Origin of the sequence: Streptomyces sp. NPDC049687 (genome assembly GCF_044465285.1) — a bacterium.
Taxonomy (GTDB): domain Bacteria; phylum Actinomycetota; class Actinomycetes; order Streptomycetales; family Streptomycetaceae; genus Streptomyces.
In genome coordinates this window covers 181,917-201,569 of the sequence record NZ_JBITLN010000012.1, presented here as the reverse complement: position 1 = coordinate 201,569, position 19,653 = coordinate 181,917, and the positions used below count along the sequence as shown (strand labels likewise).

16 protein-coding genes are annotated in these 19,653 nt (G+C 71.6%); 12 read left to right on the top strand and 4 right to left on the bottom strand.

From position 1 onward, the window contains the following. Positions 1 to 4: 4 nt before the first annotated feature. Complete coding sequence (locus ACIBVL_RS32320; protein WP_399102716.1) at positions 5 to 2,953, bottom strand: tetratricopeptide repeat protein; 2,949 nt, start codon at positions 2,951 to 2,953, stop codon at positions 5 to 7. Continuing rightward, positions 2,950 to 4,794, bottom strand: a complete 1,845-nt coding sequence (locus ACIBVL_RS32315; RefSeq protein ID WP_399102714.1) for an HSP90 family protein — start codon at positions 4,792 to 4,794, stop codon at positions 2,950 to 2,952. Before ACIBVL_RS32315 ends, ACIBVL_RS32320 begins: the two co-directional genes overlap by 4 nt. Positions 4,795 to 4,961: 167 nt before the next feature. On the opposite strand from ACIBVL_RS32315, the gene recG reads away from it, so the two are divergent. The 8 genes from recG to mutM all read left to right on the top strand — a co-directional run bounded on the left by recG (position 4,962) and on the right by mutM (position 12,475). After that, the gene (gene recG, locus ACIBVL_RS32310; RefSeq protein ID WP_399102712.1) at positions 4,962 to 7,172 is read left to right on the top strand and encodes an ATP-dependent DNA helicase RecG; all 2,211 of its coding nucleotides are present in this window, start codon (positions 4,962 to 4,964) and stop codon (positions 7,170 to 7,172) included. A gap of 106 nt (positions 7,173 to 7,278) precedes the next feature. Beyond that, on the top strand, positions 7,279 to 7,863 hold the full coding sequence (gene rsmD, locus ACIBVL_RS32305) for a 16S rRNA (guanine(966)-N(2))-methyltransferase RsmD (protein ID WP_399102710.1): 585 nt from the start codon (positions 7,279 to 7,281) through the stop codon (positions 7,861 to 7,863). Between the two features lie 26 nt (positions 7,864 to 7,889). Continuing rightward, positions 7,890 to 8,369, top strand: coding sequence for a pantetheine-phosphate adenylyltransferase (gene coaD, locus ACIBVL_RS32300; protein ID WP_399102708.1), 480 nt, complete (start codon positions 7,890 to 7,892; stop codon positions 8,367 to 8,369). 58 nt (positions 8,370 to 8,427) lie between these two features. Then, positions 8,428 to 9,486, top strand: coding sequence for a cell division initiation protein (locus ACIBVL_RS32295; RefSeq protein ID WP_399102706.1), 1,059 nt, complete (start codon positions 8,428 to 8,430; stop codon positions 9,484 to 9,486). Positions 9,487 to 9,626: 140 nt separating this feature from the next. Next, on the top strand, positions 9,627 to 10,271 hold the full coding sequence (locus tag ACIBVL_RS32290; protein WP_399102704.1) for a YceD family protein: 645 nt from the start codon (positions 9,627 to 9,629) through the stop codon (positions 10,269 to 10,271). Positions 10,272 to 10,273: 2 nt separating this feature from the next. Beyond that, positions 10,274 to 10,447, top strand: a complete 174-nt coding sequence (gene rpmF / locus ACIBVL_RS32285) for a 50S ribosomal protein L32 (RefSeq protein ID WP_003951102.1) — start codon at positions 10,274 to 10,276, stop codon at positions 10,445 to 10,447. A gap of 19 nt (positions 10,448 to 10,466) precedes the next feature. Further along, on the top strand, positions 10,467 to 11,282 hold the full coding sequence (gene rnc / locus ACIBVL_RS32280; protein WP_399102702.1) for a ribonuclease III: 816 nt from the start codon (positions 10,467 to 10,469) through the stop codon (positions 11,280 to 11,282). 332 nt (positions 11,283 to 11,614) lie between these two features. Then, complete coding sequence (mutM, locus tag ACIBVL_RS32275) at positions 11,615 to 12,475, top strand: bifunctional DNA-formamidopyrimidine glycosylase/DNA-(apurinic or apyrimidinic site) lyase (RefSeq protein WP_399102700.1); 861 nt, start codon at positions 11,615 to 11,617, stop codon at positions 12,473 to 12,475. Here the strand turns inward: mutM and ACIBVL_RS32270 are convergent. After that, a complete protein-coding gene (locus tag ACIBVL_RS32270) occupies positions 12,448 to 12,849 on the bottom strand; it encodes a winged helix-turn-helix transcriptional regulator (RefSeq protein WP_399102698.1) in 402 nt (133 codons plus the stop codon). The two genes, mutM and ACIBVL_RS32270, sit on opposite strands and share 28 nt — an antisense overlap. A gap of 105 nt (positions 12,850 to 12,954) precedes the next feature. Between ACIBVL_RS32270 and ACIBVL_RS32265 the strand changes: the two genes are divergently transcribed. Next, the gene (locus ACIBVL_RS32265) at positions 12,955 to 13,545 is read left to right on the top strand and encodes a flavodoxin family protein (RefSeq protein ID WP_399102696.1); all 591 of its coding nucleotides are present in this window, start codon (positions 12,955 to 12,957) and stop codon (positions 13,543 to 13,545) included. 50 nt (positions 13,546 to 13,595) lie between these two features. Here the strand turns inward: ACIBVL_RS32265 and ACIBVL_RS32260 are convergent, their stop codons facing one another. Then, complete coding sequence (locus ACIBVL_RS32260) at positions 13,596 to 14,741, bottom strand: CAP domain-containing protein (RefSeq protein ID WP_399102693.1); 1,146 nt, start codon at positions 14,739 to 14,741, stop codon at positions 13,596 to 13,598. Positions 14,742 to 14,909: 168 nt separating this feature from the next. Here ACIBVL_RS32260 and ACIBVL_RS32255 point away from each other — a divergent pair, with 168 nt between their 5' ends. The 3 genes from ACIBVL_RS32255 to smc all read left to right on the top strand — a co-directional run bounded on the left by ACIBVL_RS32255 (position 14,910) and on the right by smc (position 19,636). Continuing rightward, positions 14,910 to 15,191: an acylphosphatase gene (locus ACIBVL_RS32255; RefSeq protein WP_399102691.1), complete on the top strand. Its 282-nt coding sequence runs from the start codon at positions 14,910 to 14,912 to the stop codon at positions 15,189 to 15,191. A gap of 377 nt (positions 15,192 to 15,568) precedes the next feature. Further along, positions 15,569 to 15,772, top strand: a complete 204-nt coding sequence (locus ACIBVL_RS32250; protein ID WP_352341352.1) for a hypothetical protein — start codon at positions 15,569 to 15,571, stop codon at positions 15,770 to 15,772. A 243-nt stretch (positions 15,773 to 16,015) separates the two neighbouring features. Continuing rightward, positions 16,016 to 19,636, top strand: a complete 3,621-nt coding sequence (gene smc / locus ACIBVL_RS32245; protein ID WP_399102689.1) for a chromosome segregation protein SMC — start codon at positions 16,016 to 16,018, stop codon at positions 19,634 to 19,636. The last annotated feature ends 17 nt before the right edge of the window (positions 19,637 to 19,653 follow it).

Sequence of the window (19,653 nt, the reverse complement as noted above, 5' to 3'; positions counted from 1 at the left end):
TCGTTCAACGATCCTTCTGCTCCTCCGCCACCTGCAACAACTGCTCCGCCTCCACCCGCCGACCCCGGACCGTCTCGTCCTCCTCGTCCTCGTCGGCGGCCTCCGCGTAGGCCCGCAGCACCGCACGGGCCCGTGCCGCCGCCTGCGCCGGACGTCCGAGGTCGGTCTCCAGCCAGCCCGCGGCCAGCTCGGCCCCGGTACGGGCGTGCAGGGCGTCGTCGTCCAGGGCGACGAACACCGCGACCGCCTCCGCCACCTGGGCCAGAGCCTCCTCCAGGGTGTCCCGGATCGAGTCGTCGTCGGCGTCCTCGGACGCCGAGCGGGCCAGCAGATCCCCGAACTGGCGATGGGTGTGACCGAGTTCGGCGACGAGCCGCAGCCGCTCCTCCTCCTCTTCCGCCACGGCGAGCGCGTCCGCGCACTCCTCCACGGCGCTCGTCATCAGCGCACGCGCCCCCTCCGTACCGCCCTCCTTGCGCAGGGCCAGCCACGCGCGGGCACGCTGAGAGCGCACCAGACCGTGCACATTGCCCATGCCACGCCACAGCTCACCCGCGCGCGCGTACGCCTGGTCCGCGTCCTCGTGCAGCCCCGCCTGACCGAGGGACTCGGCGGCCAGGTGGGCGAGGGTGGCGTGATCGTGCTGTTCGGGCCAGTGCCGGGCGATCTCGGCGGCCTGCAGCCGGCGTTCGGCCGCGTCCCGGTGCTCGCCCAGCTCGCTCAGACAGTCGCCCAGCCACCACTGCGTCTGGACGACCGCCCCGTCACCGTGCGTCTCCGCGCGCAGGTCCGCCAGCGCCGACTCCAGCACCTCCGCGGCCTCGGCCCAGCGGCCCTGCCGCACCAGGTAGCCGCCCAGCTGGTGCCGCGCCCAGGCGCCGAAGGTCGGGCCCTCGCCCGCCTCGTCGGCCCAGTGCGCCGCCTCCAGGGCGTGCTCCGCGGCCTCGTCGGCCTCCCCCCGGCCCCCGACCACCTCGGCGAGCTGGAGGTGCAGCTGGGCCCGCCCGACCGGCTCCAGATACGGCCCGCCGTGCTCCAGGGCCGCCCGCAGCGCCCGCTCCGCCTCCACCATGTCGCCCAGATGGTGCGCGAGACCGGCCAGCCGGGCCTCGTACTCCACCGCGAACCAGGGCAGCTCCGCACCGGTGAACTCCGCCGCCGCCCGCGCGAACAGCTCCGCGCCCGCCTCCACGTCCCCGGAGTGCACGGCCAGCTCCCCGAGCATGGCGTGCCCCTCGGCGACCCGCGCGGTCAGCCGTACGTCGTCCCCGGTCCGCCCGTCGACGAGCGCCAGCAGCTCCCGTACGGCGGCCTCCGCCTCCGCCAGAACCGTTTCCTCCAGCGACCCGTCGGCCTCGTGGACGCGCCGCATCAGGATCCGCGCCCGCGCCATCAGCACGCCCGCCACCTGCCGCACCTCGGTGCCGCCCTCGGCGTACAGCGCCAGGACGCCGTCGTACGGCCCGGCGACCGCCGCGAGCGCCTCCTCGACGTCGCCCCCGGCGAGCGCGCGCACGAACGCCCCACGCGCGCGTGCCGCCAGGGCCTCGCCGGGGTCGTCCCCCTCCGCGTACAGCTCCGCCGCCCGCTCGAAGGTCTCCGCGCCCCGCGGGCCGAGCGCGATCGCCTCGTGCTCGGCGATCTCCGCACGGTCGCGCGCGTCCAGGACGACCCCTTCGGCGCCCTCGGCGGCCCGTGCGACCGCCGCCCACGCCTCCACGGCGTCCGGCTGCAGGGTGTCCGACAACCGCCGGGCCTCGGCCAGCAGAGCCGGCAGATCGGATGCGGCGACCTCCTGGACCACGGCCGGAGGCGGTGCGCTCACCGTGGTCGGCGGCCGCACCGCCCGCACCCCCAGCGGCAGCCGCTCCAGCAGCGGACGCTGCCCCATACGCGCGCGTGCCCGCTCACTGACGTGCGCCGTGCCGTTGCGCTCGTCGAACCGCGCGGCCAGCGCCAGGGCCTCCCCGCGCGCGTGGGCGGCCAGATCGGCGGCCGTCCACTCCCGCCCGGCCGGACCGGGCACCCGCTGCCCGCCCAGACCCAGCTCGGCCAGCCGCTCCATCAGCAGCACCACGACACCGAGGAACTCCAGCTTGCTGCGCGGATGCCCGTCGTCGGTGAAGTACGCCGGACGCTCCGCCAGCAGCTCCAGGCCCCGCGCCTCGTTCCCGGTCAGCGCGCAGAACTCGACGTGGTCGGCGTACGCGCCCCGCATGCTCTCCATGGGCCGTACCAGCCGGAAGCCCCGCAGATGGTTGGCGCGCGCCTCCTCCACGCGGCCCAGCCGCAGCAGCGGCAGCAGGGACGAGGCGAGCACCGTGTGCGGCTCGTGCGCGCACGTGTAGTCACCCTCCAGGACCGGCGCCCACAACCGGAGCGCCTCCACGTCCCGCCCCCGTTCCGCCTGCCACCAGCCCTGCCCGTGCAGCTCACACGCGTGACAGTCGGCCATCGAGTCCCGGTCCGCGGCCAGCCAGGCGGCGAACGCCCGCTCCGCGCGCGGGACGTCCCCGACGTGCGCGGCCACACTGAACTCGGCGCTGCGCACCGCGCGCTCGGAGTGCCCGGCGAGCCGGTAGCGGTGCTCCATTTCGCCCAGCCACTTCTCCACCGACGCCAGCGGCACATGCGGCTGGTCGAGCATGCCGGCCGACATCCACTTGAAGACCCAGTGCAGCGAGTGCGTCTCGTACTCGTCGAAGTCCCCGGGCCGCTCGTCCCACATGCGCAGCAACCGCGCGAACGGGACGAACATCTTGTCCTTCTCGGAGCTGTAGTTGTAGACCTTCAGCTGGTGCCCGAGCGCCTCGATCACCGCGAGCGGGATGTTGAGCTTCTCGGCCTCCGCCAGCAGCAGCTCCGCGCGCGCGTTGCGCGCCGGACCCTCCGGCTGCTCGCCGTTCTCCGCCATCGCCCGGCGGAGGGACTCGAAGTCCCTGATGTCACTCATCGGTGGTCGTCCTCCCCGTGTGCGGACTCCCCGTGGGTGGCCCATTCCAGGAGGCCGATGAACGCCCGGTTCAGCAGCGCCGAGTCCGCGGGGCGAAGCGGCCGCTGCGCCATCAGCAGCGCCTGCCCGTACAGGGACTCCGTGGCGGTGCCGATCAGTTCGGCCTCGCGCAGCGAAGTGATCCTGCGGACCAGCGGGTTGAGATGGTTCAGCACCAGACGCGCGCGGGGGGCGCTGCCGCGCAGCGAGCCCAGGATGCCCGCCCACAGGTCGTCGGCCTGCGACTCGGCCTCCGCGCGCGCCTGCTCGTGCCGCGCCGCCCGGTCGTCCAGGTGCAGCGCGGGCACGGACAGCGGATGGAAGGCCCGCAGCACGACGTCACAGCCCAGCGGATCGAGCTTCGCTCGCGCGGCGGCGAGGAAACCGGACAGCGCCAGCTCCTCCGCCGGATCCACGGCGTCCAGGTGAGCCGTCACGGTGTCCGCGTCCAGCTCGGCCACCACCGTCCCGGGCCGCACCGAGGGCAGCGCCTCGACCAGCTCGCTGTCGTACGTGTAACCGCCGTTGATCACCCCGACGCCCTGCGCCGACGCGATCGGCGCCACCTGCCGGTACTCCTCGACCGACCGGGTGAAGTGCACCACCGGGTGCCGCTGAGCGAATTCCTCGAGCGACAGCCGCCCGTCCGTCGTCTCGAACGGCAGCCACGGCAGCATCGTCCGCAGCATCTCCGTGTCGTGCCGCGCCAGCGACTTCACTCCCAGGTGGTGCACGGCCAGGAAGGCCGAGAGCCGCTCCGGGTCACCGGCCGCCAGGCCCGTCAGCCACGACCGGATCCGTTCCCCCAGCGCCTCCCGTACGGCGGCCAGCGTCTCGTCCTCGTACAGCGACTCGCGGGAGGCCGTGGGCCGCAGGCTGTCGGTGTCCAGGACACAACGCACGAAGAACGCCCAGTCGGGCAGCAGCTGTTCGGCCCGCTCGGTCAGCAGCATGCCCTTCAGATGCACCCGGTGCGTGGCCCGCTGCGCCGGGCTGACCGCCGCCGGCAGCACGTACGCCACCCCGCGGATCCCCGCCAGCGGCACGTCCAGCTCGATCGTGTCCAACGGCGTGAACCCGAACAGCCCATGGCAGTGCCGGGCCAGCGCCACCCGCCGGTTGGCGGGGGAGGGGTACGGCCGGTCCCAGGGCGCCGGCAGGTCGGTGACCGCCTCGTCGCCCACCCGGACGTCGTACGGCAGCAGGGAACCGAACTCCCGCGCCAGCTTCAGCACCCGCTCCTCGGTGAGCCACTCCCCGGCCCCGGCCCGCGCCACCAGATGCACGGTGGTGCCCGGCTCGGGCCGCTCGTCGTGGGGCAGCGTCCGCACGGTGTACGAACCGTCGTCGCGCGCCGTCCACTCCACGGGTGGCGCGCCCGGCGTACGGGAGCTGCGGCTGACCACCCGGATCCGCTCGGCGACCACGAAACAGGCCAGCAGCCCGATGCCGAACTGACCGAGGAAGTCGGACCGGGCCTCCTGCAGGCCCTCCGCCCGCTTGGAACTGCGCCCGATGGTCGCCAGCAGGTTGTGGACGTCGGCCTCGGTGAGCCCGACGCCGGAGTCCTCCACCCGCAGCGCCCCGCCCGACGCGAACAGCCGCACCCGCGCCGGGGCGTCGGGCTCCTCGCCCCGCCGGGCGGTGATGGCGTCCACGGCGTTCTGCAGCAGCTCGCGCAGGTAGACCTTGGGACTGGAGTAGAGGTGATGGGACAGCAGGTCCACCAGACCACGCAGGTCGACCTGGAACGTATGAGGTGACGGTGATGCCTGGGATGACTGTGAGGTCTGGGAGTCCATCGCTGCAGCGCCGCGAAGTGGGGATGAGCACGGCGCGGGGTCGGGCGGTCCCGGTGGGGCGGTGACCGCGGATGATGGCCGGAGGCGCGCCATCCTAGGGCCCGAACGAGCCGTCTGACCAGGGGTTTCAGGACACGTATCGAGCAATGTCAGTGGCGTGGTGTGCAATGGATCTCGTGCCCGCACTCGAAGAACCACTGAAAAAGGTGCTCGGCCCACCGACCGCGAAGGTGATGGCCGAGCACCTCGGCCTGCACACCGTCGGCGACCTCCTGCACCACTATCCGCGCAGATACGAGGAGCGCGGCCAGCTCACGCACCTGGCCGACCTCCCCATGGACGAGCACGTCACGGTGGTCGCCATGGTCGCCGACGCCCGCCTGCACTCCTTCGCCTCCGCCAAGGCCCCGCGGGGCAAGGGCCAGCGGCTGGAAGTCACCATCACCGACGGCAGCGGCCGACTCCAGCTCGTCTTCTTCGGCAACGGCGTCCACAAACCCCACAAGGAGCTCCTGCCGGGCACCCGCGCGATGTTCGCGGGCAAGGTCTCCGTCTTCAACCGCCGTCTGCAACTGGCACATCCGGCGTACGAACTGCTCCGCGGAGACGGCGACAACGCGACGGAGGCGGTGGAGACCTGGGCCGGCGCCCTGATCCCCCTCTACCCGGCGACGGCCAAACTCGAGTCCTGGAAGATCGGCAAGGCGATCCAGACCGTCCTGCCCAGCGCCCAGGAGGCCGTCGATCCGCTCCCCTCCGCCCTTCGTGAGGGCCGCGGCCTGGTCTCCCTCCCCGAGGCCCTCCTCAAGATCCACCGTCCTCACACCAAGGCCGACGTCGCGGCCGCCCGCACCCGCCTCAAGTGGGACGAGGCCTTCGTCCTCCAGGTCGCCCTCGCCCGCCGCCGCCACGCCGACGCCCAACTCCCGGCGGTCCCCCGCAGGCCGTCCCCCGACGGCCTCCTGACCGCCCTGGACGACCGCCTCCCCTTCACCCTCACGGAGGGCCAGCAGAAGGTCTCCAAGGAGATCTTCGACGACCTGGCGACCGACCACCCGATGCACCGCCTCCTGCAGGGCGAGGTCGGATCGGGCAAGACGCTGGTGGCCCTGCGCGCCATGCTCGCCGTCGTCGACGCCGGCGGGCAGGCCGCCATGCTCGCCCCGACCGAGGTCCTCGCCCAGCAACACCACCGCTCGATCGTGGAGATGATGGGGGAGCTGGCCGAGGGCGGCATGCTGGGCGGGGCCGAACACGCCACCAAGGTGGTGCTGCTGACCGGCTCGATGGGCACCGCCGCCCGCCGCCAGGCACTGCTCGACCTCGTCACCGGCGAGGCCGGGATCGTGATCGGCACGCACGCGCTGATCGAGGACAAGGTGCAGTTCCACGACCTGGGCCTGGTCGTGGTCGACGAACAGCACCGCTTCGGCGTCGAGCAGCGCGACGCCCTGCGCGGCAAGGGAAAACAGCCGCCGCACCTCCTCGTCATGACCGCCACCCCCATCCCGCGCACGGTCGCGATGACGGTCTTCGGCGACCTGGAGACCTCCGTCCTCGACCAGCTCCCGGCCGGCCGCTCCCCGATCGCCAGCCATGTCGTCCCGGCAGCCGACAAGCCCCACTTCCTCGCCCGCGCCTGGGAACGGGTGAGGGAGGAAGTGGGGAAGGGCCACCAGGCGTACGTGGTCTGCCCGCGCATCGGCGATGAGGAGGACGACCCCAAGAAGGCCAGGAAGTCCGCCGAGGACGAAGCCGAGAAGCGTCCGCCGCTGGCAGTTCTCGAGGTGGCCGACCAACTGGCCAAAGGCCCCCTGCAGGGCCTCGCGGTCGAAGTCCTGCACGGCCGGATGCACCCGGACGACAAGGACGCGGTCATGCGCCGCTTCGCCGCAGGCGAGACCGACGTCCTGGTCGCGACGACCGTCATCGAGGTCGGCGTCAACGTCCCGAACGCCACCGCGATGGTGATCATGGACGCCGACCGCTTCGGCGTCTCCCAGCTCCACCAGCTGCGCGGCCGTGTCGGCCGTGGCTCGGCCCCCGGCCTCTGCCTTCTCGTCACCGAGATGCCCGAGGCCAGTCCCGCCCGCCAGCGCCTCAACGCCGTGGCCTCCACCCTCGACGGCTTCGAGCTGTCCCGCATCGACCTCGAACAGCGCCGTGAGGGCGACGTCCTGGGCCAGGCCCAGTCGGGCGCCCGCACCTCCCTGCGGGTCCTGGCCGTGATCGAGGACGAGGAGGTCATCGCGGAGGCGAGGGAGGAGGCGGTGGCGGTGGTGGCGGCGGACCCGGACCTGGAGCGGCTACCGGGCCTGCGGACCGCACTGGACGCCCTCTTGGACGACGAAAGGGAGCAGTACTTGGAAAAGGGGTGAGCATGCCGTCCGAAGGGGCCCGGGGCCGCATCGCGTATGCGGCTACCGCCGCGCGAGCGCGACCGGCCACACTGAACCTGTAGCGACCCACGACCAAGGACCGATGATGACCCGCGTGATCGCCGGCGCAGCCGGCGGACGACGCCTGGCAGTCCCGCCGGGCCACGGCACCCGCCCCACCTCCGACCGCGCACGCGAAGGTCTCTTCTCCACCTGGCAATCCCTCCTCGGCGCTCCTCTCGACGGCGAACGGGTCCTCGACCTCTACGCCGGATCGGGCGCCGTGGGCCTGGAGGCCCTCTCCCGCGGCGCGAGCCACACCCTCCTGGTCGAGGCCGACGCCAGAGCGGCCCGCACCATCCGGGAGAACGTGAGAAGCCTCGCCCTCCCCGGCGCCGAGGTAAGAGCGGGCAAGGCCCGGCAGGTGATCCAGACGGCGCCGGCGGAGCCGTACGAGCTCGTCTTCCTCGACCCCCCGTACGCCGTCACGGACGACGATCTTCGGGAGATTCTGCTCACACTCCGCTCGGAAGGCTGGCTCGCGCCCGAGGCGATCGTCACCGTGGAGCGCAGCACCAGAGGCGGGGAGTTCCACTGGCCGGACGGCTTCGCGGCACTCCGGGCCCGTCGCTACGGCGAGGGAACGTTTTGGTACGGTCGCGCCGCCTCTACGTGCGAAGACGCACGATGACCGGACCGGAGAGCGAGGGATCACAAGTGCGCCGCGCCGTCTGTCCCGGGTCGTTCGACCCGATCACCAACGGACACCTCGACATCATTTCCCGCGCCTCCCGTCTTTATGACGAGGTCTATGTCGCGGTCATGATCAACAAGTCCAAGAAGGGCCTGTTCGAGATCGACGAGCGGATCGACCTGATCCGCCAGGTCACCGCCGCGTACGGCAACGTACGGGTCGAGGCCTTCCACGGCCTCCTCGTCGACTTCTGCAAGCAGCGCGAGATCCCCGCCATCGTGAAGGGCCTGCGCGCGGTCAGCGACTTCGACTACGAGCTGCAGATGGCCCAGATGAACAACGGGCTGTCCGGGGTCGAGACGCTCTTCGTACCCACCAACCCCACCTACAGTTTCCTGTCCTCCTCCCTGGTCAAGGAGGTGGCGACCTGGGGCGGAGACGTCTCCCACCTGGTCCCGCCGATCGTTCTGGAGGCGCTCAACAAGCGTCTGCGCAAGGACTGATGGGGCTACAGTCGTCCCGTCCGTCTCCAACACAGCTGTAGAGAGTGGCGAGCAACCGGTGGACGTGCAGAAGAAGCTCGACGAGATCGTCACGGCGGTCTCCAGCGCCCGGTCCATGCCCATGTCGGCCTCGTGCGTGGTCAACCGCGCCGAGCTGCTCGCCCTGCTGGAAGAGGTGCGCGCGGCCCTGCCCGACTCGCTCGCCCAGGCCCAGGAACTGATCGGCGGCCGCGAGCAGATGGTCGAGCAGGCCCGCCAGGAGGCCGAGCGGATCATCACCACCGCGCACGCCGAGCGCGGCTCGCTGATCTCCGACACCGAGATCGCCCGCCGTTCCCAGGCCGAGGCCGACCGGATCCTCGCCGAGGCCCGCAAGGAGGCCGAGGAGATCCGCGCCGAGGCCGACGACTACGTCGACTCCAAGCTCGCCAACTTCGAGGTCGTCCTCACCAAGACCATCGGCTCGGTCGGCCGTGGCCGCGAGAAGCTGCTGGGCACCGGCCCCGGCCTCGACGAGCGGGGCTACGAGGACGAGGACGCCCCCGAGCGCAGCCACGACCCCGAGACCCTGCGCAAGGACGCCGACGCCTACGTCGACGTCAAGCTGGGCGCCTTCGAGGCGGTCCTCACCAAGACCCTGGAGGCGGTCGGCAAGGGCCGGCAGAAGCTGCACGGCCGGATCGCCACGGACGACCTCGGCGCCCTCGCCGACGACACCACGACCTTCCAGCACTCCTCCGACGCCGACTACCTCGCCGACCTGGCCGCCCTCGCCGAGCAGGACACCCAGGCCGCCGAGCAGCCCGCTCAGAGCCCGTACGAGCAGCCGCAGGAGGCCTACGCCTACCAGCAGCAGCCGGACCCGTACGGCGGCGGCTACGGCCAGCAGCAGGGCTACGGCCAGCAGACGGACGCCTACGGCTACCAGCAGGCCGACCCCTACGCGTACCAGGGCTACGACACCCACCAGGCCGCCTACGACCCGAACCAGGTCCCCGCGCCGGCCCAGCCCCAGGAACAGCAGGTCGGCTACGCCCTCGACGAGACCAGCCTCTTCGACACCGGCATGATCAGCGCCGAGCAGCTGCGCGCCTACGAACAGGGCCGCGGCTTGTAGAAGCGGGGTCTGCGGGACCGGATTGGGCTGTGGGCGAAAGCTCCAGTATCCTGGCTCTTCGGTCGCGCGTACGTCCGCGATCAACGCTGCCCGGGAACACCGAAGGGCAGTGCCCCGAGCTCAGAAGATCGAAAGCAGGAATGGCCCTGAACGCCCGCCTCGACCACCGCAACCCTCTCGTGTTCGACACACACGAGCTGGGGCGGCGTCCTGGCGCGCTGCAGCGCCTGACCCGCGAGATCGACGCCCCCAGGGATCTCGGGATCCAGGGAGTGATCGGAGTGCCGGAAGGCGCCCCGGTCGAGCTCGAACTCCGCCTCGAGTCGGTCATGGAGGGGGTGCTCGTCACAGGCACCGCCCGTGCACAGGCCGAGGGGGAGTGCGTAAGGTGTCTGGAGCCGCTCGAGCTCGAACTCGAGGCGGACTTCCAGGAGATGTTCTCGTACCACGACGCCGACGAGCGGGGCCGCGTCAAAGCGGAACCCGACGACGACGCCGAGGACGACGAGGACAGGCTCTTCCTCGAGGACGGCCTGTTCGACCTCGAACCCGTGCTGCGCGATGCGGTGGTGCTCGCACTGCCGATGCAGCCGGTGTGCCAGGACGACTGCCCCGGCCTGTGCTCCCAGTGCGGAGCCCGGCTGGCGGACGACCCGGACCACCACCACGATGCCGCCGACATCCGTTGGGCGGCACTGCAGGGACTCGCCGGTTCACTCGAAGACGGCGAGAAGGACGAGATGAGCGGCGCCGAAGCGGGCGTCGACGAGAAGCAGGAGAAGTAGCCGTGGCTGTTCCGAAGCGGAAGATGTCGCGCAGCAACACGCGCCACCGCCGGTCGCAGTGGAAGGCTGCGGTCCCCACCCTGGTTGCGTGCGAGCGCTGCCACGAGCCCAAGCAGCAGCACATCGCGTGCCCGTCTTGCGGCACCTACAACAAGCGCCAGGTCCTCGAGGTCTGAGCGGCTGGTGAGAGGCTTCATGTCTGACGCCAAGGCGGACTCGACCGCCAAGAAAAAGGCGGACAACACGGCCTCGTCCCACACGCTTCTGGAAGGGCGGCTCGGCTACAAGCTCGAGTCCGCCCTTCTGGTGCGTGCGCTGACCCACCGTTCCTACGCGTACGAGAACGGCGGTCTGCCGACGAACGAGCGGCTGGAGTTCCTCGGGGACTCCGTGCTCGGCCTCGTCGTCACGGACACGCTGTACCGCACCCACCCCGATCTGCCCGAAGGACAGCTGGCCAAGCTGCGGGCCGCGGTGGTCAACTCGCGTGCGCTGGCGGAGGTCGGTCGTGGCCTCGACCTGGGCTCCTTCATCCGGCTCGGCCGTGGTGAAGAGGGCACGGGCGGCCGGGACAAGGCGTCCATCCTCGCCGACACCCTCGAAGCGGTGATCGGCGCGGTCTATCTCGACCAGGGCCTCGACGCGGCCTCCGAACTGGTGCACCGCCTGTTCGACCCGCTGATCGAGAAGTCCTCGAACCTCGGTGCCGGCCTGGACTGGAAGACGTCTCTCCAGGAGCTCACCGCGACCGAAGGCCTCGGCGTGCCCGAGTACCTGGTCACGGAGACCGGCCCCGACCACGAGAAGACCTTCACTGCTGCCGCCCGCGTCGGAGGCGTCTCGTACGGCACCGGCACCGGCCGCAGCAAGAAGGAGGCGGAACAGCAGGCCGCCGAGTCCGCGTGGCGGTCCATCCGGGCCGCGGCGGACGAGCGCGCCCAGGCGGCGAAGGCGGCTCATGCCGCCGCGGCCGCCGAAGCCGCCGCGGACCCCGAATCCGCCTCCGCCTGACGAACCGAACCAACCCTCCGACCGCCCGCCCCGCCCACACCGGGGGCGGGCGCTCGGCGGCTCGGAGACCTCGACCCGCTGCCGGCGCGGTCGGCGGGACATACCGGCGCGCGAGCGGACGCCGGCGATCGCGGAGGGCGACCTCGACGAGGCCGTGGGACGGTATGCCCTGGACGGCACGGCGCCGGCCTCTTCGGGCTCACGACGGGCGACGCGCTGCGCCGCGGGCACTCACCGCCGACGGACGGGTGGTGGCCACCGGCCCGGCGGCCCGTGCGGGCCGCCGCGATACGCTGCGCACACCCCAGTCCACAGCCGCCCGGAGGAGTACGGTGCCCGAGTTGCCCGAGGTCGAGGTCGTCCGGCGTGGTCTGGAGCGGTGGGTCGCCCAGCGCACGGTCGCCGAGGCCGAGGTGCTCCACCCGCGTGCCGTACGCCGCCATCTCGCCGGCGCCGACGACTTCGCGCACCGCCTCAAGGGCCACCGCATCGGCACCCCCAGCCGTCGCGGCAAGTATCTCTGGCTGCCGTTGGCGGACACCGGCCAGGCGATCCTGGCCCACCTCGGGATGAGCGGCCAGCTGCTGGTCCAGCCGCAGGGATCGCCCGACGAGAAGCACCTGCGCATCCGCGTGCGCTTCGCCGACGCGCTCGCCACCGAACTCCGCTTCGTCGACCAGCGCACCTTCGGCGGCCTCTCGCTGCACGACACCACCCCCGACGGCCTGCCCGACGTCATCGGGCACATCGCCCGCGACCCCCTCGACCCGCTGTTCGACGACGAGGCCTTCCACCAGGCACTTCGCCGCAAGCGCAGCACCATCAAGCGGGCCCTGCTCGACCAGTCGCTGATCAGCGGCGTCGGCAACATCTACGCGGACGAGGCCCTGTGGCGCTCCCGCCTGCACTACGACCGCCCGACGGCCGGCTTCACCCGGCCCCGCACCCTGGAACTCCTCGGTCATGTCCGGGACGTGATGAACGCGGCCCTCGCCGTCGGCGGCACCAGCTTCGACAGCCTGTACGTCAACGTCAACGGCGAGTCGGGCTACTTCGACCGGTCCCTGGACGCGTACGGCCGTGAGGGCCTGCCCTGCAAGCGGTGCGGCACACCGATGCGCAGGCGGCCGTGGATGAACCGGTCCAGCTACTTCTGCCCGAGGTGTCAGAGGGTGCCGCGCGTCCCGTCGTAGCGCTCGCGGGCGGCCAGGACGTCGTCCATGCGGCCCTCCACACAGTGGATGAGGGACAGCAGCCGCTCGGCGACCTCGCGGCCCAGCGGGGTCAGCCGGTAGTCCACGCGCGGAGGGTTGGTCGGCTGCGCCTCGCGGTGCACCAGGCCGTCGCGCTCCAGCGCGTGCAGCGTCTGGGACAGCATCTTCTCGCTCACGCCGTCGACCCGGCGGCGCAGCTCGTTGAAGCGCAGCGATCCCTCGTACAGCGCCCCTAGCGTGAGTCCGCCCCAGCGGCCCGTGACGTGCTCCAGCGTGCCGCGCGAGGGGCAGGCCTTGGCGAACACGTTGTACGGGAGGTCCATGTCCTCCGTGCGCTCCTGGGTGCTGGTCATGTGCCAAGGGTACGTGAAAGCAGCGCTAACCAACAGGTTGCACTAACCCATAGTTAGTGCTTTCCTTTGATCACTGCTGCTGACGTGCCATTTCGAGGAGTTTCCATGTCCAAGCCCGTTGTCTCGGTCGCCTACCACTCGGGTTACGGCCACACCCTCGTCCTCGCCGAAGCGGTTCGCTCCGGCGCTGTCGAGGCGGGTGCCGAGGTACACCTGATCAAGGTCGACGAGATCACCGAGGAGCAGTGGGCGCTGCTGGACGACTCGGACGCGATCGTGTTCGGCTCGCCCACCTACATGGGCACCGCGTCCAGCGCCTTCCACGGATTCGCCGAGGCGACCTCCGCGCGCTGGGCCACCCAGGCCTGGAAGGACAAGCTGGCCGCCGGGTTCACGAACTCCGGCTCCAAGAGCGGCGACAAGCTGCACACGCTGCAGTTCTTCCAGATCCTGGCCGCGCAGCTCGGCATGCACTGGGTCAACCTCGGCCTGCTGCCCGGCTGGAACAGCTCCACCGCCTCCGAGCACGACCTCAACCGGCTCGGCGTGTTCCTCGGCGCGGCCGCGCAGACCAACGTCGACGAGGGTGCGGACGCCGTCCACAAGGCCGACGCGGCGACGGCGGAGCATCTGGGCCGGCGGGTCGCCGAGACGGCGAAGGTCTTCCTGGCCGGCCGGACCCAGTCCGCTGCATGATCGTTTCTGTGGAGGTCTTCCGGTAGGCCTCCGGGGCGCGTTCGCCCTGCTCAGTAGCCGAAGTCCTGGGTCCACCAGGGTCCGCCGGACCCGAAGTGGACACCCACACCCAGTGTCTTGAAGTCGCAGTTCAGGATGTTCGCCTTGTGGCCGGGGCTGTTCATCCAGGCCTCCATGACCGCGGCCGCGTCGGCCTGACCCCGGGCTATGTTCTCGCCGCCCAGGTCGGATATGCCGGCCTTCGCGGCACGGTCCCACGGGGTCAGCCCGTCCGGGTCCGTGTGGTCGAAGAAGCCGCGCGCGGCCATGTCGTCGCTGAACTTCTCGGCCAGCTCCGACAGCGCGCTGTTCGCGGACAGGGCGCTGCAGCCGACCTTGGCCCGCTCCTCGTTGACGAGCTTCAGCACCTCGGCCGCGGCCTGCGCCTCGGCCGAGACCGTGACCGCGGACCCCGACTTCTGGGGCGCCTTGGTGGCCGTCTTCGAGGTGGACGGGGTGGTCGCCGGCTCCTCCGAGGGTGTGACCTCGGGCTTCTTGGTGGCCGTCTTGCTCGGCGTGGCCGAGGCGGAGGCCGAGGACTCGGAGGCCGACGGGGTCGGCGAGGTCGCGTCCGAGGCCGAGGGCGAGCCGGGGCGGCCCGCGTCGCGGCTGGTCGACGTACCGCCGCGGCCGGTGGCGGAGCCGGAGGTGCCGCCCAGCTCGGAGGCCGAGTTGCTCGGGCTGTCGGCGGCCTGCACGTTGTCGCCGGGGCCGGTGCTGCCGCCGAGCTTGTAGCTCTCCAGACCGGGCACCACGCCCGTGGCCACCGCCACCGTGCCCAGCGCGACCGCCGCGGACACGCCGAGCAGGCCCGCCTTGACCGGTGTCCCGGCCTTCTTCTTACGACGACGGCGCCCCGAGCCGCCCCGGCCGGAGCCCGGACGCACCGGACCGCCGTCGGGCGTGAAGCCGTCGGCCGCGAACACCGCGGTCTCTTCGTTCTCCCAGGTGTACTCGGTGTGCTCGTCGCCCGTCGAGTACAGGTACTCCTGGCTCCGCGCGACGGTGTCGGCGTACGCCTCCGGGTTCAGGTACGGCGCGATGCCGAGCGTGTCCGGTCCGTCCGGGCCCTCCGCGTGCGAGCCGTGCGTCTGTGTGACCCCCGTGGCGCGGCCCGTGGCGGCGCGGCCGGCGGCGGAGCGTCGGTGGCGTCCCATGTCCTTGCCTTCCTCGTCCTTGCGGTCAACCCGTCTCACACGATCTTGGGAGTAACCCATCTCACCCGATCGAGTGAGTTTCATATGAGAATCATTGGGTCGGGACGGTACCGCATGCCGCTGGGGACGGAAGTGCCCGGAGGGACATTGGCCGGTTAGGTTGCACCCATGAGCGAGGATGTACGGCTGGTCGCCTGGGTGCGCGGACACGTCCAGGGGGTGGGATTCCGCTGGTTCACGCGGGCGAAGGCGTTGGAGATCGGCGGCCTGAGTGGCTTTGCTCTCAATTTGGCCGACGGTCGGGTCCAGGTGGTCGCGGAGGGGGCCCGGGAGGGCTGTGAGGGCCTGCTGGACTGGCTCCTGGGTGACGACACGCCCGGCCGCGTGGACGGAGTCACCGAGATATGGGACACACCGCGCGGCGGCTACGACGGCTTCGCGATCCGCTGAGCCCCTCACGCGCAGGGGCGCCGCAGAGGCGGGGGGACATGCCACCAGCATGTGCCCCGGCAGAAATGAGCAGGTGGTTGCCAAGAATCGCTTGCGATGGCAGGCTCCGCACGCAAGGATGATCGCCACGCCCTGAGGGTCCCGCAGGAGTCGCTGCGCCGCCGTTTCGGCCGCGCGCCAGCGGGTTGCCCACCAATACGGGGCGTGATCGTGTTGACCGTCAAACTTTTTGGTGAGACGCTGAAAGCACCCCGCGCACCTAGCTGTTTGGCATGGATGAACGGCAGTACGAACAAGATCCTGTCAACACCGCGGGTGCGAATCCCTCACGACCCACACCGCTTCGGTCGGTCACTCAGTGTGGAGGACCATCCATCATGGCAAAGGCGCTTCTCGGTTACGTCGGCGGCTCCGACCCGCGACTCCTCGCCGAGATGCGACGGCTCCAGCAGCGCGTCCAGGACCTCGAATCCGAGCTCGTACGGATCCAGGCCGAGAACGACGCTCTGACGGCTGCCGCTTCTCACGACAGGTTCATGGAGAGCATCGACGCACACCAGGCGGAGCCTGCGCTCACCTGATCGCTGCACCGCTCCACGACAGCACGCGCAGCGGTTGGGCGAATCATGTCAACCGCGTCGGACCGCTAAGTTGTCAGAAGTTGCAAGGGACGCTTCGGCGTCCCTTCTTTCTTTCCCCCGCTCGCGCCTTGTCTGTACCGCCCACCCTTTCACTGTCTTTAACGTGTGGTCTGCCCTGCGCGTTCATGGGTGAAACCGCGGGTTCATGGAGTGAGACATCCCCGGCAGGTAGAGTCCAGCGCCGTGCACCTCAAGGCCCTGACCCTCCGAGGGTTCAAGTCGTTCGCCTCGGCGACCACACTCCGGTTCGAGCCCGGGATCACGTGTGTCGTCGGGCCCAACGGATCGGGCAAGTCCAACGTCGTGGACGCGCTCAGCTGGGTCATGGGCGAACAGGGCGCCAAGTCGCTGCGCGGCGGCAAGATGGAGGACGTCATCTTCGCCGGCACCACCGGGCGCCCGCCGCTCGGCCGCGCCGAGGTGTCCCTGACCATCGACAACTCCGACGGGGCCCTGCCCATCGAGTACGCCGAGGTCACCATCACGCGGATCATGTTCCGCAACGGCGGCAGCGAGTACCAGATCAATGGCGACACGTGCCGTCTCCTCGACATCCAGGACCTCCTCTCCGACTCCGGCATCGGCCGCGAGATGCACGTCATCGTCGGCCAGGGCCAGCTCGACTCCGTCCTGCACGCCGACCCGATGGGCCGCCGCGCCTTCATCGAGGAGGCGGCGGGCGTCCTGAAGCACCGCAAGCGCAAGGAGAAGGCGCTCCGCAAACTGGACGCGATGCAGGCCAACCTCGCGCGCGTGCAGGACCTGACCGACGAGCTGCGGCGTCAGCTCAAGCCGCTGGGCCGGCAGGCGGCGGTGGCGAGAAGGGCCGCCGTCATCCAGGCCGACCTGCGCGACGCCCGTCTCCGCCTCCTCGCCGACGACCTCGTACGACTCCGCGAGGCGCTCCAGGCCGAGGTGGCCGACGAGGCCGCGCTCAAGGAACGCAAGGAGGCCGCCGAGCAGGAGTTGAGGAAGGCCCTCCAGCGCGAGGCGCTCCTGGAGGACGAGGTCCGCCGGCTCACCCCGCGCCTCCAGCGCGCCCAGCAGACCTGGTACGAGCTCTCCCAGCTCGCCGAACGGGTCCGCGGCACGGTCTCACTCGCCGACGCCCGGGTGAAGAGCGCCACCTCCGCGCCGCCCGAGGAGCGGCGCGGCCGTGACCCCGAGGACATGGAGCGCGAGGCCGCCCGTGTCCGGGAGCAGGAGGCGGAGTTGGAGGCCGCCCTGGAAGCGGCCCAGCGCGCCCTCGACGACACCGTCGCCCACCGCGCCGACCTGGAGCGCGAACTCGCCCTCGAGGAACGCCGTCTGAAGGACGTCGCCCGCGCCATCGCCGACCGCCGCGAGGGGCTCGCCCGGCTCAACGGCCAGGTCAACGCGGCCCGCTCGCGCGCAGCCTCCGCCCAGGCCGAGATCGACCGTCTGGCGGCGGCGCGGGACGAGGCCCAGGAGCGGGCTTTCGCGGCGCAGGAGGAGTACGAGGCCCTCAAGGCGGAGGTCGACGGCCTCGACGCGGGCGACGCCGAACTCGCCGCGCGGCACGAGGCGGCGAAACGGCAGCTGGCCGAGGCCGAGGCCGCCCTCACCACCGCCCGCGAGGCGGCCACCGCGGCCGAACGCCGGCGCGCCGCGACCCAGGCCCGCCACGAGGCCCTGGCCCTGGGCCTGCGCCGCAAGGACGGCACGGGCGCGCTGCTCGGCGCGCGGGACCGGCTCACCGGCCTGCTGGGCCCGGCGGCCGAACTGCTGACGATCACCCCGGGCTACGAGGTCCCCCTGGCCGCCGCCTTCGGTGCCGCCGCCGACGCGATCGCCGTGACGACCCCGGCCTCCGCGGCCGACGCGCTCCGCCTGCTGCGCAAACAGGACGCGGGGCGAGCGGCGCTGCTGCTGGCGGGGGCGCCGGAAGCGCCCCGGGGCGACGCGGGGCAGAGGCCGACCGCGGCTTCGCCGCTGGGCGCGACCGGCCACGACGAATCCGCGACCGCCGGCCCTCAAGGCGCCCTCCTCTTCGTCGCCGACCTGGTCCGCGCTCCCTTGGACCTCATGCCCGCCGTACGCCGCCTCCTGCACGGTGTCGTCGTGGTGGACACCCTGGAGGACGCCGAGGAGCTGATCCACCGGCATCCGGAATTGACCGCCGTCACCGCCGAGGGCGACCTGCTCGGCGCCCACTTCGCGCACGGCGGGTCCGCCGGGGCGCCCAGCCTCCTCGAAGTGCAGGCGTCCGTGGACGAGGCCGCCGCCGAGCTCGAGGAGCTGGCCGTGCGCTGCGAGGAACTGGCCGAGGCCCAGCACGCGGCCGGTGAGCGGCGCAAGGAGTGCGCCGCGCTGGTCGAGGAGCTGGGGGAGCGCCGCCGGGCCGCCGACCGGGAGAAGTCGGCCGTGGCCCAGCAGCTCGGGCGGCTCGCGGGCCAGGCGCGTGGCGCCGCCGGGGAGGCCGAGCGGTCCACGGCAGCGGCGGCGCGTGCGCAGGAAGCGCTCGACAGGGCCGTGGAGGAGGCCGAGGAACTGGCCGAACGGCTGGCCGTGGCCGAGGAGATGCCCGTCGAGGAGGAGCCCGACACCTCCGTGCGGGACCGGCTCGCCGCGGACGGGGCCAACGCGCGGCAGACCGAGATGGAGGCGCGGCTCCAGGCCCGTACGCACGAGGAGCGGGTCAAGGGGCTCGCCGGGCGGGCCGAGTCGCTGGACCGGGCCGCGCGGGCGGAACGCGAGGCACGCGCGCGTGCCGAGCAGCGGCGGGCCCGGCTGCGGCACGAGGCCGCCGTCGCCGAGGCCGTCGCCTCCGGGGCGCGGCAACTGCTCGCCCACGTCGAGGTGTCCCTGGGGCGGGGGGAGCGGGAGCGCGTCGCCGCGGAGGCCGCCAAGGCGCGCCGCGAGCAGGAGCTGGCCGCGGCCCGTACCGCCGGGCGCGATCTCAAGGCCGAGCTGGACAAGCTGACGGACTCGGTGCACCGGGGTGAGGTCCTGGGTGCCGAGAAGCGGCTGCGGATCGAGCAGTTGGAGTCGAAGGCGCTGGAGGAGCTGGGCGTGGAGCCCGAGGGCCTCGTCTCCGAGTACGGTCCCCATCAGCTCGTACCGCCCTCCCCGCCCGCCGAGGGAGAGGTGCTGCCCGAGGACCCCAAGCATCCGCGCAACCAGCCCGTTCCCTTCGTCCGGGCCGAGCAGGAGAAGCGGCTGAAGGCCGCCGAGCGGGCCTATCAGCAGCTCGGCAAGGTGAATCCGCTGGCGCTGGAGGAGTTCGCCGCGCTGGAGGAGCGCCACAAGTTCCTCAGCGAGCAGCTGGAGGACCTGAAGAAGACCCGCGCCGACCTGCTGCAGGTGGTGAAGGAGGTCGACGAGCGCGTCGAGCAGGTCTTCACGGAGGCTTTCCGGGACACGGCGAGGGAGTTCGAGGGGGTCTTCGGCCGGCTGTTCCCCGGTGGTGAGGGCCGGCTGATCCTGACCGATCCCGACAACATGCTCACCACGGGTGTGGACGTGGAGGCCCGGCCGCCGGGCAAGAAGGTCAAGCGGCTCAGCCTGCTGTCCGGCGGTGAACGGTCGCTGACCGCCGTCGCCATGCTGGTGTCGATCTTCAAGGCGCGGCCCAGCCCGTTCTATGTCATGGACGAGGTCGAGGCCGCCCTCGACGACACCAATCTGCAGCGGCTGATCCGCATCATGCAGGAGCTGCAGGAGTCCTCGCAGCTGATCGTGATCACCCATCAGAAGCGGACCATGGAGGTCGCCGACGCGCTGTACGGCGTGTCCATGCAGGGCGACGGCGTGTCCAAGGTGATCAGCCAGCGGTTGCGCTAGGCCTCACTTCTTCAACT